Source organism: Streptomyces sp. NPDC039465, assembly GCF_055639315.1.
This window is the reverse complement of sequence record NZ_JBVKAP010000003.1, coordinates 72,341-86,387: the sequence shown is the minus strand read 5'-3', so window position 1 is coordinate 86,387 and position 14,047 is coordinate 72,341. Positions and strand designations below refer to the sequence as shown.

Below are 14,047 nucleotides of genomic sequence, written 5' to 3'. Positions count from 1 at the left end.
GTACCCCCTCACACCCCAAGCTGGAGGCCGTCGGCGGCCTCCTCGACCATGCCGAGCCCCAGCCGGCTGACCCGGACCGCGAAGGGCTCCCCCGCGACGCGCAGCCCTGACAGCTGTACGGCGCCGAGCGGGGCGCTGCTGAACGGGTGCAGGGCGACCGTGCGGCCGGGCGCGTCGGGCCGCACTCCGGCGACGGCGACGAGGAGCTGGACCCCGGAGGCGGCACCGACCGCCGCCGGACGGCAGGCCGCCGGATGCGGCACGGGCGCGCTGCCGGCGGTGCGCTGCTCCCCGGCGTACATCTCGGGCAGCCGGTGCCCGAACGACTCGGCGGCGTCGAGCACGCCTCGCAGCAGGGAGACCGCCTCCTTCTCGAATCCGGCGGCCGCCAGGCCGGTGACGGCGACCGCGCTCTCGTGGACGCGGACCGCGCCCGCGCGGTGGCCGAAGGGGTTGTGACCGGGTTCCTTGGCGCCCAGGCTGCGCAGGCCCCAGCCGGAGTCCAGCGGTGGGGTGCCGAGCAGCCTGGCCAGCTGCTCGGTCTGCGACTTGTCGAGGAGCCCGGGTGCCGTCCGTCCGCCGCCGAGGAGTCCGGTGTCGAGGAGGTGAGCGGCGCCGCCGCCCAGCTGAGGCACCGGTCGGCCGTCGGGTGTGCAGGCGGCGGCGGGGCGCCCGCCGGAGCGGTCGTCGAGCCAGAACGCCTCACGGAAGCGGTGGCGCAGAGCCGCCGCCCACTCCCGCCAGCCGTCGGCTCCGGGGCGTCCGCAGGCGTCCAGCAGGTCGGCGCCGAGGACGGCGGCGCGGTGGGCGTGCGCCTGGGTCTCGGCCCGCGCCGGGCCGGCGGGGGCCGGGTCGGGCAGCAGCCCGTCGTCTCCGACCGCGGTCCGCAGCCACTGGAGGCAGCGTTCGGCCGCCGGGAGGAGCTCGGCCACGTCCTGCTCGGGCAGCCCCCAGCGCCGTGCCTCGGCCAGGACCACGGGGAAGGCGAGGGTGGCTTCGATGCCTGTGCAGCGGGGCGGCAGATGGGGCCCGGCGTCCCGCAGGGGACCGGGGATCCGTCCCGAGTCGGGCCCGGCACCGGTGAGTTGGGTGCGGGCGAGGGTCCGTAGCGTCGACGCCGCGAGCCGGGTGCCGAGCGGCAGGGCCATCCGCGCGGCCCACAGGGATTCGGCGGTGGCGGGTCCGCAGCGCCAGGGGACCCCGGCAGCCGGGTAGAGGTCGGCCGGGTGGGCGGGGTCGCGGAGCAGCAGGGCGCGCAGATCGTCGACGGAAGCGCGCAGGAGGGGACCGATCCGCGGGTCGTCCCCTTCGGCGCGGGCCTCCGCGAGGGGGTGGGCGCCCGCCTGTCCGGCCGGACGGACGGAGCGGTCCGTACGGACCCGCAGCTCGATGGTCCGGCTCCCTCCGGGAGCGAGGTCGATCTCCCAGCGCAACAGTCCGGCAGCCGCGAGGGCGTCGGTGGGCGGCGGGTCGGCGGCGACGATCGCGTACCGCCCGCCCGGCGCGGACCAGCGCATCCCGGCGTCGTGGACGCTGGCGGGCAGTTCGGGGCCGGGGCGGCCGGAGGCCACTGCGGCGAGATCGGCCAGATCGGTACCGAGCGAGAGCTCCACCGGAAGCCGCAGCGGCCGCCCCGCCGAACTGCGCAGGGTGATCCGCTCGGTGCCTTCGGCGTCCCGCGTGCGCTCGACGGCGACGGCCGGGTCGGGGCCGGTGTCGCCGGGGATGCGCGCCACCGCCACGAACCGTGCGCGGTCGGCTCCGTCCATCCGCCCTTGCAGAGCGACGGGTTCGCGTCCGGCGATGCGCAACTGGCAGCGGGCGAGCAGTCGGCGCCCTGACCGGTACACGCCGTGCAGGCCCTGGCCGGTGAGCTGGCCGTCGCGGGCGCAGACGGCGAGGCCGGGCAGTGCGACACAGACGAGGGTGTCGTGCACGGAGGGCAGCTCACCCGGTCTGGGGGCACCGGGCGGGGGCGCGAGCCCGGCGGCGGACGTCGCCACATGAGCGCCGCCCGGTGTGGCCGGGGAGACCGTGGAGGAGGCTGCGCCAGGGACGCCGAGGGGCGTGAGGCTGCCGGTACCGGGCGGGGGAACGGTGGGGGCCATGGGTCGTGTGCTGTGCCTTCTGTGCGCTCCGGACAGCCGCTGAAGGTACGGCGGCACGGGTCGTACGACTCCGCCACCCAGCTGAACGCCGACACGCGTGACCGGGTCACGGCCGTCATCGGCCACTCCTGGATCCGCGCTGCCCGCTGCGCCGGGGCCCGCCGCCACGGCACTGAGGCCGGGACGTGCCGGGCCGGGTGGTACCGCGCGTGTGCGGCTTCCTCGTGGCCGGTGGGCGCACGGCGCGGGGCCGGGTCGGCCGGGCGGTGCTCCGCCGGCTCTTGGCGGCGGTGCGTGCCCGGCGCTCGCCGCGCAGGCAGCTGCGCAGCGCCTCGGGGTCCAGCCCTTCGTTGCACGCCTGGTGCAGCAGCCTGGCGAAGAGGTAGTCCGGGTCGGCCTCCAGCGCCATGGAGAGGGCGACGCGGGCGCTGGGCTCGTCACCGGTCGACCAGGCCACCCAGCCCGCGAGCGTGAGCGGCGCGGCGGCGTGCTCGGCGTAGGGACCGACACAGCGGCGGGAGAGCGCACGCCACAGCCGCAGCGCCCGCTCCGCTTCGGGCCCCTCCATCCACTCGGCGGCCTGGTCGCGGGTGTCCCGGTCCTGGAGGCCGAGGACGACCGTCGCGGCCTCGTCGTTGCCGATCAGTCCGTCGTCGGTGGCGTCCGATTCACTCCTGCTTGCGCCGGGCGCCACCGCGGCCAGCCGCTTCATCAGCCGTCGCGCCGTCCTCAGCGTCTGGGCGCGAACCTCCTCGCGTGCGTTGCCCGCCAGGATCTTGGGGACGACGACGGCGGCCGTCCGGTCCAGCGCCTGTCGCTGCTCCTCGGCCCTGGGCCCCGTCCAGGGCCTCAGCCGCGCCTCCATGTCGCGCAGCGAGCCGCGCACCTGAATGCCCGCGTACGCGGCCGCGGCCGCCATCACCGAGGTGCCCTGGAGAGCGAGCGGGGAGCCGTCGGGCGGGCAGCAGCGCACATCGGGGCAGCAGTAGGACCAGAAGCGCCCGTCAGAGATACAGAGGGCTTCGTACACGGGCACGTCGAGGGCTCCGCAGGCGGTGCGCAGGCGTTGGGCGAGGGGGCGCAGCCGTTCCATCACCTGGCGTCCCGTCTCGCCCTCGGCGGGGTCCTGGCAGAGGAAGGCGACGATGCCGTCGGGCCGGGCGCCGCGCTTCTCGCTGCCTTCGATCAGACACTCCGCGACCTGCTGCGCGACGGGTGACCATTCCCGCGGCGAGCGGGGAATTCCGAGCCTGAGCCGACCGCCGAAGCGGCCGCGGTCGCCGTGGAGCGCGACGAGGACGATCGAGTCGGTCGGCTGGAAGCCGAGGACGTAGGGGAGCGCGTCGGCCAGCTCGGCGGGGCCGCGCAGGGTGATCTGCTGCTCGTCGGACGGTCCGGTGGATGCGTGGTGCTTGTTCATGGTCGAGACGGTCCCGCAGCAACCGCCAACTCCGCGACCCCTGTGGATAACGTTGTCCACAGGCTCGGCGGCTCGTTCGCGCAATGTCCGACCCATCGGGTTGCATGGAGGCATGACCCACGCTCCGCACGGAAACACCGTCGAAGACCGCGCCGCCCTCCGCGCCGCCGCCGATGCCGTACTCACCCGCCTCGTCTCGGACGCCGGCGGGACGGCGCGGCTGCGCGAGGACCAGTGGCGGGCGATCGAGGCGCTCGTCGCCGACAAGCGAAGAGCGCTGGTCGTGCAGCGGACCGGCTGGGGCAAGTCCGCCGTGTACTTCGTGGCGACCTCGCTGCTGCGTGAGCGCGGCAGCGGTCCGACCGTGATCGTGTCGCCGCTGCTGGCGCTGATGCGCAACCAGGTCGAGGCCGCGGCACGGGCCGGTATCCGGGCGCGCACGATCAATTCGTCCAACACAGAGGAATGGGAGAGCGTGCAGGCCGAGGTGGCGGCCGGTGAGGTGGATGTGTTGTTGGTGAGTCCCGAGCGGCTCAACAACCCGGACTTCCGCGATCAGGTGCTGCCCCAGCTGGCCGCGGCGACGGGCCTGCTGGTGGTGGACGAGGCGCACTGCATCTCGGACTGGGGCCATGACTTCCGCCCCGACTATCGTCGGCTGCGGACCATGCTCGCCGACCTGCCGGCCGGTGTCCCGGTCCTCGCCACCACCGCGACGGCCAACGCCCGGGTGACGGCGGACGTGGCCGAGCAGCTGGGGACGGGCGCGGGCACGGACGCCCTCGTCCTGCGCGGCCCGCTGGACCGGGAGAGCCTCAGCCTCGCGGTCCTGCGGCTGCCCGACGCCGCGCATCGGCTGGCCTGGCTGGCCGACCATCTCGACGAGCTGCCGGGCTCGGGCATCATCTACACGCTCACCGTCGCGGCGGCCGAGGAGGTCACGGCGTATCTGCGTCACTGCGGGCACACCGTCGCCTCGTACACGGGCAGGACGGAGAACGCCGACCGGCAGCAGGCGGAGGAGGATCTGCTGGCCAACCGCGTCAAGGCGCTGGTCGCGACCTCGGCCCTGGGTATGGGGTTCGACAAGCCGGACCTCGGGTTCGTCGTCCACCTGGGCTCGCCGTCCTCCCCCATCGCCTACTACCAGCAGGTGGGCCGCGCGGGTCGTGGCGTGGAACATGCCGAGGTGCTGCTGCTGCCGGGCAAGGAGGACGAGGCGATCTGGCAGTACTTCGCGTCGGTGGCCTTCCCACCCGAGGAGCAGGTGCGCCGGACGCTGGACGTGCTGGCGCAGGCGGAGCGGCCGCTGTCGCTGCCCGCGCTGGAGCCCCTTGTCGAGCTGCGGCGCACGCGGCTGGAGACGATGCTCAAGGTCCTCGACGTGGACGGCGCGGTGCACCGGGTCAAGGGCGGCTGGACGAGCACGGGGCGGCCGTGGGTGTACGACACGGAGCGGTACGCCTGGGTGGCCCGGCAGCGCGCGGCCGAGCAGCAGGCGATGCGGGAGTACGCGTCGGCGACGGGCTGTCGGATGGAGTTCCTGCGCCGGCAGTTGGACGACGAGGAGGCCGCGCCGTGCGGCCGCTGCGACAACTGCTCGGGGCCGAGGTTCGACGCCAAGGTGTCCGACGCAGCGCTGGACGCCGCCAAGGGCGAGCTGGGGCGGCCCGGTGTGGAGGTGGAGCCGCGCAAGATGTGGCCGACCGGGCTGACCGCCGTCGGCGTGGACCTCAAGGGCCGGATCCCCGCCGGGGAGCAGTCGTTCACCGGCCGCGCGCTGGGGCGGCTGTCCGACATCGGCTGGGGCAACCGACTCCGTCCCATGCTCGCGCCTCAGGCCACCGACGGTCCGGTTCCGGACGACGTGGTGCAGGCCGTGGTGAGCGTCCTCGCCGACTGGGCGAAGGGGCCTGGGGGTTGGGCGTCGGGGGCGGCCGATGCTCCAGGGCGGCCGGTGGGCGTGGTCACGGTCGCCTCGCACAGCAGGCCGCGGCTGGTGGACTCGCTCGGCCGAAGGATCGCCGAGATCGGCCGGATGCCCCTGCTGGGTGCCGTCGAGTACACCCCAGAGGCCGCTGACCTGCGGATCTCGCGCACCAACAGCGCGCAAAGGGTGCTGGGGCTGCACCGCGCGCTGACCGTTCCGCCGTCGCTGGCCGAGCAGTTGACGGCGGCGGGCGGTCCTGTGCTGCTGGTCGACGATCTTTCGGACAGCGGCTGGACGCTCGCCGTGGCGTCCCGGCTGCTGCGCCGGGCCGGAGCAGAGGGGGTATTTCCGCTGGTGCTCGCAGTCCAGGGATGACGTGAGGCTTGGTCAGGTGACCTGGTGGGCAGGGATATGAGTGTCATTCCGGCCCAATCCAGTCAGCGTCCGCAATTGCTCGTTGCCGCCCGCGCACGCGACCGCAAGAATTGGATGCGCCCCCCGCACGGCCCGTTCGCGGTCCGGAAGGGCTGTGCCGGTGCGCGCCCTCACTCGACCCTGCCCGCACTGTGGGCGCGTATGCGAAGGGAGGACCGTGACCTTCGGATTCGCTCCGTCCGCAGCCACCTCGATCGCCGCCTCGGCAGGCTCCGCCAGCCGCCTCGCCAGGATGCTCGAACCCGCCGAGTGGACGGCGGCCGGGATTCCGCTGCTGCGTAATCCCCGGGAGGTCGTCGCGGGCCTGCACTCCCGTCACCGGCCGTCGCCCGCCACCGCTGTCGTGGCGGTCCTCGACCATGAGGAACGGCTGGCAGCCAGTGCCTCGTTCACCCGCCGTTCCACCCCGGCGGACGGCTGGGAGTTCCGCAACGCGTTGCTGGCCCAGCTGCGCCGGGTCATTCCGCATGATCTGCGCCGCCGCACTCCCGTGCGTACGGCCGTCCTGCTCTACTGCCGTGAGGGCGACGAGCGTTGGACGGAGGAGGACGGGGCGTGGATGTGGGGCCTGCGGGACGCCTGCACGCTCCATGGGCTGCGCTGCGGCGCCTACATCACGCTGACGCGGGGCGGCTGGCAGGTCCTCGGCGAGGGCCGGGGCGGGCGGCGGCCCAGCTCGACCTCGCGCCCGACGGCCCTGGGGGATGTCCCGGTCGATCCGGAGTCGCTCGCGCCGCGCACGGCGAGCGGGGCGGCGGAGCCGCTGCGCCGCACCGCGGCCCGCTGAGCGGACGCCGTCCGGCTTCGCCGGCGCGCAGGCGTGTCACGGCCCGGCCGCCCAGGTGCGGGCAGCCGGGTCACGACCATGTGCCGTGTTCCGTGCCGGGCGGGGCCTAGGAGCCGTACAGCTCAGACACCCGCACCGAGCGCGGCGTTGATGCGCTGCGGGTCGCCGCAGACGATCAGGAGCGCGGTGGCACGCTCCCTGGCGAGGGGCAGCGCCTGGGCGGCGGCACCCTCGTCGTCTCCATTGACGGCGACCACGACCACGGGCCGGGCCGATGCCCGGCCGACGGCGGTGGCGTCGGCGAAGAAGACGTCGTCACGGGCGTCGTGTTGGGCCCAGTAGGCGGCGTCCCCGAAGGACAGCTCGTGCGCCGCCCAGGGGTGCTGCTCACCGGTGGTGAGGACGAGGATGTCGCCCGGCGCGTGGCCCGTTTCGAGCAGCAGGTCCACCGCTTCCTCGGCGGCGTCGAGCGCGCCGTCCGCCGGGGCGGGGATCAGCTGGATCTGCGGCGCGGAACGATTCTCCGACCGGGAGGGCGTGGTTTGCGCGGCACCGGGCTGCGGGCGCGGCACCGGCGGCGTGGGCCTGGGCGGACCGGGGTGTCCCGGCCGCGGGGAGGCCGCGGAACGCGGACCGGGTACGGGACGGGGGATCGGCGCGGGGCCGGCGGCCGGAGTGGCGCGGGGACCCTGGGCACTCTCGTGAATCTGAGGCTCCTCGGGGATGAGAGGCATAAATGGATGTCTATCAAACGCCGAGGCAAGAAGCATCGGCGGGTGGGCACAAAAGTGCGATCCAGGCAGATGTGAGCCCGGCAGTGCCCTGTGGTTCACCGGCAGTTCAGAAATCGAAGCCGAGCTGGCCCCCGCTTTCCAGTGCGGCCGCCTCGGCGGAGACGCGGACCTTCTTGAGGTGCCGCCACTGGGGCAGCGCGTCGAGGTACGCCCAGGAGAGCCGGTGGTACGGGGTGGGGCCCCGCTCTTCCAGAGCCGCCTTGTGCACTGGCGAGGGATAGCCCGCGTTGGCGTCGAAGCCGAAGGCGGAACACCCCTCCGAGGTGATGCCCAGTTCGGCCATCATCATGTCGCGGTGCACCTTGGCGATGACCGAGGCGGCCGCGACGGCGATGCAGGACTGGTCGCCCTTGATGACCGTACGCACCTGCCAGGGACTGCCCAAGTAGTCGTGCTTACCGTCCAGGATCACCGCGTCGGGCCGCACGGGCAGCCCGTCGAGCGCACGGACGGCGGCCAGTCGCAGCGCAGCGGTCATGCCGAGCTCGTCGATCTCCTCCGGGGACGCGTGCCCGAGGGCGAACGCGGTGACCCACTTCTCCAGCTCCCCGCAGAGCGCGAGACGGCGCTTGGGGGTGATCAGCTTGGAGTCGGTGAGCCCGGCGGGCGGTCGGCGCAGTCCGGTGACCGCGGCGCACACCGTGACCGGCCCGGCCCACGCCCCTCGTCCTACTTCGTCGACCCCGGCAATGATCTTGGCGCCGGTGGTGGCTCGGAGCGAACGCTCGACGGTGTGGGTGGGTGGTTCATACGGCATGGCGCCTGACAGGTTACGCCGATGGGTGCCGCCCGCGATAGCCGGATTCCCCTTACACGGCGGAGGTCGCCGTCGGGCAGCGCCGCGGGCCGACCGGCGGGCCATACCCCTGGTCCGCCGGCCCCTCGATGCCGACCTCCCGCCCTTCACTCACGCACACCACACAGGAGTACGTCACCTTGGCCGAAACCCGTCGAAGACCAGGTCATCGAGGGCATACGGCCGGGGCGTCGCCGCACCTGGAGAGGGCGGATGGCTCCGCCGCATGCGAAACGATCAGGCCATGGTGGCGCTGGACGCCCTTGCTGTCGCATTCGCGAAGCACGGCTCAGCGCGCATCCGGAGGCGCTTCTCTGGTGCGCGCCTGCGCCCCACGGCCGAGCGAAGTCGACAGATCGACATCCCGGCACGCCGCGCACGCCGACCGCGCCGCTGGGCTGCCGCGCTCGTCAAGGGCAATCAGGAGGCCCGGTCGTCAACGAATGCGGCCACCCCGACGGAAGCGCTCAGTGGGCCGCCGTGGCCGGGAGCCAGCCGGGCAGCTCCTCGGTCGTGGCCAGCCAGTCGGCGGGCGGCGCCCCGCCCTCGCCGGCGGCCACCACGCCTCCCGCGATCGCACAGGTCGTGTCGACATCGCCGCCGACCTGCGCGGTGGTCCAGAAGGCCCGCTCGTAGTCGCCCAGGGCGCGGGCCGCCGACCAGAGGGCGAACGGCACCGTGTCGTGGGCGCTGGTGCGCCGCCCGCAGCCGAGCACGGCGGCGACCGTGACCGCGTCGTCGTAGTCGAGCATGTCCCGCGCCCGCCGCAGCCCTGCCCCGACCGCGCTGCGCGGCACCAGAGCGACGACGCCGTCGAGAAGGGCGGTGGGGGTGGGCGGCCCAGCAGGGTTGGCGGCGAGCGCGGCGGCCGCCGCCACCGCCATGGAACCCACGACCGCCTCGCGGTGCTGGTGTGTGGTGTAGGCGGAGATCTCGGCCTGGTGAGTGGCCTGTTCCGGGTCGTCGGCGTACCAGGCCCCGAGCGGCGCGATCCGCATCGCGGCGCCGTTGCCCCAAGATCCCTGCCCGTTGAAGAGGTCGGCCGCCAGCTCGCGCCAGTCACCGCCCTCCCGGATCAGCCGGAGCATCCGGTTGACGGCCGGGCCGTAGCCGCGGTCGAAGTCATGGTGCTCGGCGAAGGAGCGCGCGAGCGCGTCCTGGTCGATCCGGCCGTGCTGCCCGAGCACGGCGAGCACGGAGCACGCCATCTCGGTGTCGTCGGTCCACTGCCAAGGGCCGGGCGGCAGCTCGCGCCGCTTGAGCAGGGGATAGTTCGAAGGTACGAAGAACTGGGAGCCCAGGGCGTCTCCCACGGCCAGTCCACGCAGGCTGGCCAGAGCGCGTTCGAAGCGCCGGTCGAGAGAGGAGTCAGCGGTCATCGCCCTGCCACTCTATCCGGTGACGCCGTACGGCTCGGGGGTTCGCCAGCGTTCGAAGGGCCGGTCCAGCGCGTACCTCCCGTCCTCCCCCAGCCGAAGTGTCCTGGTCTCGGCGTTGCCCGGGTTGGACAGCGACTCGAAGTCGGCCACCGTCCAGTGGAACCAGCGCATGCAGAACAGCCGCATGGTGAGTCCGTGGGTGACCAGGAGGACGTTCGGCGGGTGGTCGGGCGCCTCGAAGCTGCGGTACAGGCTCTCCAGGAACGCGCCGACCCGGTCGTAGACATCCGCGCCGGACTCTCCCTGGGCGAAGCGGTAGAAGAAGTGCCCGTAGGCGTCCCGGTAGACCTTCTGCAGCCGCACGTCGTCCCTGTCCTGCCAGTTTCCCCAGTCCTGCTCCCTCAGTCGCGGCTCCTCTCTCACCCGCACCAGATCCGGATCGAGCCGGAAGGCGCGGAAGGTTTCATGGGTGCGGCGGTACGGCGAGACATAGACGCTGACGCGTTCGTTGCCGAACAGTTCCCGCAGCCGCTCCCCCGTCTCCTCCGCCTGCCGCCAGCCGGTCTCGGTGAGCCGCAAGGCGTGGTCGGGCTCCCGTTCGTACACCGTGTCATCGGCATTGCCCTCGGACTCTCCGTGCCGGACGAGGACGATGCGCCGCGGTCGTGCCATATGAAAACCCTAGAGGGGGCTCCGTACGCCGACTCAGTCGAGGAGGCGCCCGGAGTCCATCCGGCGTATGCGGCCGGTGAACCGACGGCGCAGCTGCCGGTCGTGGGAGACGACGACCAGCGCGCCGGTCCACTGCTCCAGGGCCTCTTCCAGCTCCTCGACCAGCCCGAGTGCGAGGTGGTTGGCGGGCTCGTCGAGCAGGAGCAGGTCGGCGGGGCGGGCGAGGAGGCGCGCGAGTGCCAGGCGCCGGCATTGTCCGGCGGAGAGCGATCCGACCGGCACTCGGAGGTCGGCCGGCCGGAACAGTCCGTACGACAGCAGCAGGGCGGCCTGCTCGTCCTCGGTCAGCGCGAGCCCCTTGCCGAAGACGGCGAGGACCCGCTGCTCGGGTCGGTGCACCGGTATCTCCTGGGCGAGGAAGCCGATCCGCCCTCTGCGGACGACCTGTCCGGCGTCCGGCTCGAGCAACCCCGCGACGGCCCTGAGGAGCGTGGACTTGCCGGCGCCGTTTCCTCCGTGGATCAGGAGCCTCTGCCCGGCATCGACGGTGAACTCGTCGACGGCCAGCCGGTCGCCCACCCGGACGTCCGTCAGGGTCGCCAGGGGCCCCTGGGCCGATCCGGAGACGGGCCGGGCGGCGAAGGCCAGAGGCTGCGGCGGCTGATGGACGGGCTCCGCATGGAGTCTGCGCAGCCGCTCCTGGGCGTTGCGGACCCGGCCGGAGACGGATGCCTGGACGCGGCCCCCCGCCCGGTCGTAGGCCATTTTGTTGTTGTCCTTGATCGCCCGGCCGGCGGCGACGCCATGGGCGGCGCCCCGTGCGTACTCCTCCAGCCTGGCGGTCTCCTTGCACCACTCCTCGTAGGCCTGCTCCCAGCGGCGCCGGGCCGCTGAACGCGCCTCCACATATCCGGCGTAGCCGCCGCCGTACCTGACGACCGTGCGGCGGTCCGCGTCGACCTCGAGCACGGTGGTGGCGACTCGCTCCAGGAAGACCCGGTCGTGAGAGACGGCGACGACCGTGCCGGAGTGGGAGAGCAGGGCGTCCTCCAGCCAGTCGAGCGCCCGCTCGTCCAGGTGGTTGGTCGGCTCGTCGAGGAGCAATACCTCCGGCGCGGCGGCTATCAGACAGGCGATGCCGAGCCGGGCCTGCTCGCCGCCCGACAGACTGCCGAGCGTGCGCCGGCGGTCGATGTGTGCGAGTCCAAGGGCGTGTGTCGCCTTGTCGATGCGCGCGTCGGCCTCGTACCCGCCGCGCAGCTCGAATGCGGTGAGGAGGTCCCCGTAGGCGGCGAGCGTGGGTTCGTCCGCCTCACCCAGGGCGGCCTCCCACTCCCGCAAGCGCGCCTCCATGGACCGCAGTTCGGCGAGCGCGGCGTCGATCGCGTCAGCGACGGTGTGATGCGGAGGCAGATCCGGCGTCTGCGTGAGAAGTCCTGCTCCACGCTCGGCGACCGTGATCACCTCGCCTTCGTCGGGCCGTTCACGGCCGGCGAGCAGATGAAGGAGCGTGGACTTCCCCGCGCCGTTCTCGCCCACGACGCCGATTCGCTCTCCGGGGCGCACGGTGAGCGAGACGTCGTCGAGAAGCAGGCGGTCGCCGCGGGAGACGGTGACGGAGTGCAGGGAGATCTGGGTGGGCAAGGGGCGCCTCCATAGGTCGATCAACAGGGAAAGTAAATGCAACCCGAGTCGCATTACGAAGAGTGTGGCACACTCGGACCCACTAACGCAACGGGAGTAGCAATTGAGCGAGTCGACCGACCAGAAGCCCGACGCGGCGCCCGGCACACGTCGCCCCGGCGGCCGCACCGCGCGCACCCGGGCAGCCGTCCGCGACGCGGTCCTGACCGGCCTGGCCGCCCACGGCTACCCGGGCCTGACCGTCGAATACGTGGCCGAGCACTCGGGCGTGCACAAGACCACGCTCTACCGCCGGTGGGGCGGGCTCGAAGGGCTGGTCGCCGACGCCCTCGCCCTGGCCGGCGAGGACAGCTGGACCCCTCCGGACACCGGCGGCCTCGAAGGAGACCTGCGCGCGCTGGCCCATGAGGTGAGCGACGCGTTCGCCGACCCGAGCGCCGCGGCCGCGCCGACCGCCTTCGTCGGCGCCGCATTCCAGTCGCCGCGCGCGGCCGAAGCCCTGCACGACTTCTACGTCGAACGGTTCTCGCGCTGCGAGGTCGTGGTGACGCGGGCGGTCGAGCGCGGCGAAGCGCCGGACGGCACCGACGCCGCCGCGGTGGTACGAGCGGTCTCCGCTCCCCTGTTCCTGCGGCTCTTCATCACGCGCGAGCCGGTGGACGAAGCCCTCGCCGATCAGGCGGCCCTCGCCGCTCTCGCGGCGGTACGCGCCGGCGCGTTCACCACGCCGGCGGGGTGATCACACGATCCAGGACGGCTCGAGCTCCACGACGTCACCGGTCAGTGCCGCCACATCGGCCTCGGTCTGCGCCCGCAGCGCGAGCCGTTCCACCCGCTCGGTGCGGTACTTGCCGTGCTCGGCGGCCGATCGCCACATCGACAGCACCAGGAACTCGTGCCCCGGCGCCTCCCCGAAGACACCACGCAGCATCCCGGGCGATCCGGCCATCGCCGGGTTCCACACCTTCTCCTGCATCAGGGCGAAATGCTCGACCCGGTCCTCGTGGATCCGGCAGTGCGCGACCCGCACCACATCCGCGTCGGTGAACCGGGGCTCGAAGCCGGTCTTCACATCGAAGCGGTGGTCGAAGAGCTTGACCTCGATGTCCTTGTACGTGCCCGTCTGCGCGGCGGCCAGCCGGTCGTGCGAGCGCGCCATGAACGAGTCGTAGAACGCCCGGCTCTCCCAGAAGGCGAAGACATGGGCGACATCGGGGCGGCTCCTGCTCCACCCGCCACCCTGTCCCCGGAATCCCGGCTCACCCAGCAGCCCCGCCCACTTCCGCTGCCCCCGCTCGAACCCCCGACGGTCCGTCACATGGCAGCGAATCCACTTGACCAGCACCGCGCCATCGTACGGCCCCGGAGCGACGCCGGTCACACCACGGATCAGGACCACCCCTGTCAGGGCCACCCCTGTCAGGGCCACGTGACACGATGAGCAACACACCCGGAGTCACGGGCAGTTGCCAGGACGGCACGGAGAGGGGATTGCGGTGAACGGTCTCAACAAGGGGGTCGGCAAGGTCGAGGTGACGCTCAAATGGGACCCGAGCCCCCTCGGCGCTCCGGCCCACGACCTCGACATCATCGCGGGTGTCTACACGGCGGACGATCCGTACGGCCGGGCGGCCTATCTGGTCCACTTCGACAGCCGCTCACCGGACGGCACCATCACACTCAACCGGGACAGCCGTACGGGCCAGGGCTTCGGTTACGACGAGGCGATGACCCTGGAACTGGAACGCCTCGCACCCACGTACGCGCGCGTGGTGGTGGGCGTCGCCATACAGCAGGGCGGCGGGCGACGGACGTTCGGCGACATCGCCAACGCCGGATTCCGTATCCGCGAGGGACACGTGGACCTCGCAGAGGACGACTTCACCGCGTACCCCGACGCCACCGCGGTGACGGTGGTGGAGTTCTCCCGGAACGGCACCGGAGGCTGGGAGTACCGCCTGGTCGGCCGGGGCTTCGACACCGATCCCCAGTCCTTCACGACCCTGATGGGCGCGAAGCACGCCTGAGCGGCGCCGCCACGCGCGCGTGAAGCGGGGCGGCGGGCGACCTCCGCCCACCGCC

The 14,047-nt window shown here is 73.0% G+C and carries 12 protein-coding genes; 4 read left to right on the top strand and 8 right to left on the bottom strand.

Annotation, left to right across the window (positions count from 1 at the left end; all coding sequences use genetic code 11):
* Positions 1-8: 8 nt before the first annotated feature.
* Together ACZ7LT_RS10910 and ACZ7LT_RS10905 are read right to left on the bottom strand one after the other, a co-directional pair.
* Positions 9-2,108: an amylo-alpha-1,6-glucosidase gene (locus ACZ7LT_RS10910; RefSeq protein ID WP_471235694.1), complete on the bottom strand. Its 2,100-nt coding sequence runs from the start codon at positions 2,106-2,108 to the stop codon at positions 9-11.
* 115 nt (positions 2,109-2,223) lie between these two features.
* On the bottom strand, positions 2,224-3,528 hold the full coding sequence (locus ACZ7LT_RS10905; RefSeq protein ID WP_471235693.1) for a DUF4192 domain-containing protein: 1,305 nt from the start codon (positions 3,526-3,528) through the stop codon (positions 2,224-2,226).
* Between the two features lie 112 nt (positions 3,529-3,640).
* Here ACZ7LT_RS10905 and ACZ7LT_RS10900 point away from each other — a divergent pair, with 112 nt between their 5' ends.
* Together ACZ7LT_RS10900 and ACZ7LT_RS10895 are read left to right on the top strand one after the other, a co-directional pair.
* Entirely contained in the window at positions 3,641-5,833 is a 2,193-nt protein-coding gene (locus tag ACZ7LT_RS10900; protein ID WP_471235692.1) for a RecQ family ATP-dependent DNA helicase, read from the top strand.
* A 217-nt stretch (positions 5,834-6,050) separates the two neighbouring features.
* A complete protein-coding gene (locus ACZ7LT_RS10895) occupies positions 6,051-6,680 on the top strand; it encodes a hypothetical protein (protein WP_019889972.1) in 630 nt (209 codons plus the stop codon).
* A gap of 122 nt (positions 6,681-6,802) precedes the next feature.
* On the opposite strand, the gene ACZ7LT_RS10890 is transcribed toward ACZ7LT_RS10895, so the two are convergent.
* The 5 genes from ACZ7LT_RS10890 to abc-f form a co-directional block, all read right to left on the bottom strand.
* Positions 6,803-7,414: a hypothetical protein gene (locus ACZ7LT_RS10890; protein WP_471235691.1), complete on the bottom strand. Its 612-nt coding sequence runs from the start codon at positions 7,412-7,414 to the stop codon at positions 6,803-6,805.
* Between the two features lie 106 nt (positions 7,415-7,520).
* Positions 7,521-8,231 (bottom strand): ribonuclease HII, encoded by a 711-nt coding sequence (locus ACZ7LT_RS10885; protein WP_471235690.1) that lies wholly within the window; start codon positions 8,229-8,231, stop codon positions 7,521-7,523.
* 506 nt (positions 8,232-8,737) lie between these two features.
* Positions 8,738-9,649, bottom strand: a complete 912-nt coding sequence (locus ACZ7LT_RS10880; RefSeq protein ID WP_471235689.1) for an ADP-ribosylglycohydrolase family protein — start codon at positions 9,647-9,649, stop codon at positions 8,738-8,740.
* Between the two features lie 12 nt (positions 9,650-9,661).
* Positions 9,662-10,321, bottom strand: a complete 660-nt coding sequence (locus ACZ7LT_RS10875) for a histidine phosphatase family protein (protein ID WP_471235688.1) — start codon at positions 10,319-10,321, stop codon at positions 9,662-9,664.
* 33 nt (positions 10,322-10,354) lie between these two features.
* Positions 10,355-11,965 carry a ribosomal protection-like ABC-F family protein gene (gene abc-f, locus ACZ7LT_RS10870; protein WP_471235687.1) on the bottom strand — a complete coding sequence of 537 codons (1,611 nt, stop codon included), beginning with the start codon at positions 11,963-11,965 and terminating at the stop codon, positions 10,355-10,357.
* 103 nt (positions 11,966-12,068) lie between these two features.
* On the opposite strand from abc-f, the gene ACZ7LT_RS10865 reads away from it, so the two are divergent.
* Complete coding sequence (locus ACZ7LT_RS10865; protein WP_471235686.1) at positions 12,069-12,704, top strand: TetR/AcrR family transcriptional regulator; 636 nt, start codon at positions 12,069-12,071, stop codon at positions 12,702-12,704.
* Here the strand turns inward: ACZ7LT_RS10865 and ACZ7LT_RS10860 are convergent, their stop codons facing one another.
* Positions 12,705-13,310 carry a YdbC family protein gene (locus tag ACZ7LT_RS10860; protein ID WP_471235685.1) on the bottom strand — a complete coding sequence of 202 codons (606 nt, stop codon included), beginning with the start codon at positions 13,308-13,310 and terminating at the stop codon, positions 12,705-12,707.
* Positions 13,311-13,431: 121 nt separating this feature from the next.
* Here ACZ7LT_RS10860 and ACZ7LT_RS10855 point away from each other — a divergent pair, with 121 nt between their 5' ends.
* Positions 13,432-13,992, top strand: coding sequence for a TerD family protein (locus ACZ7LT_RS10855; RefSeq protein ID WP_471235684.1), 561 nt, complete (start codon positions 13,432-13,434; stop codon positions 13,990-13,992).
* Positions 13,993-14,047: the final 55 nt, after the last annotated feature.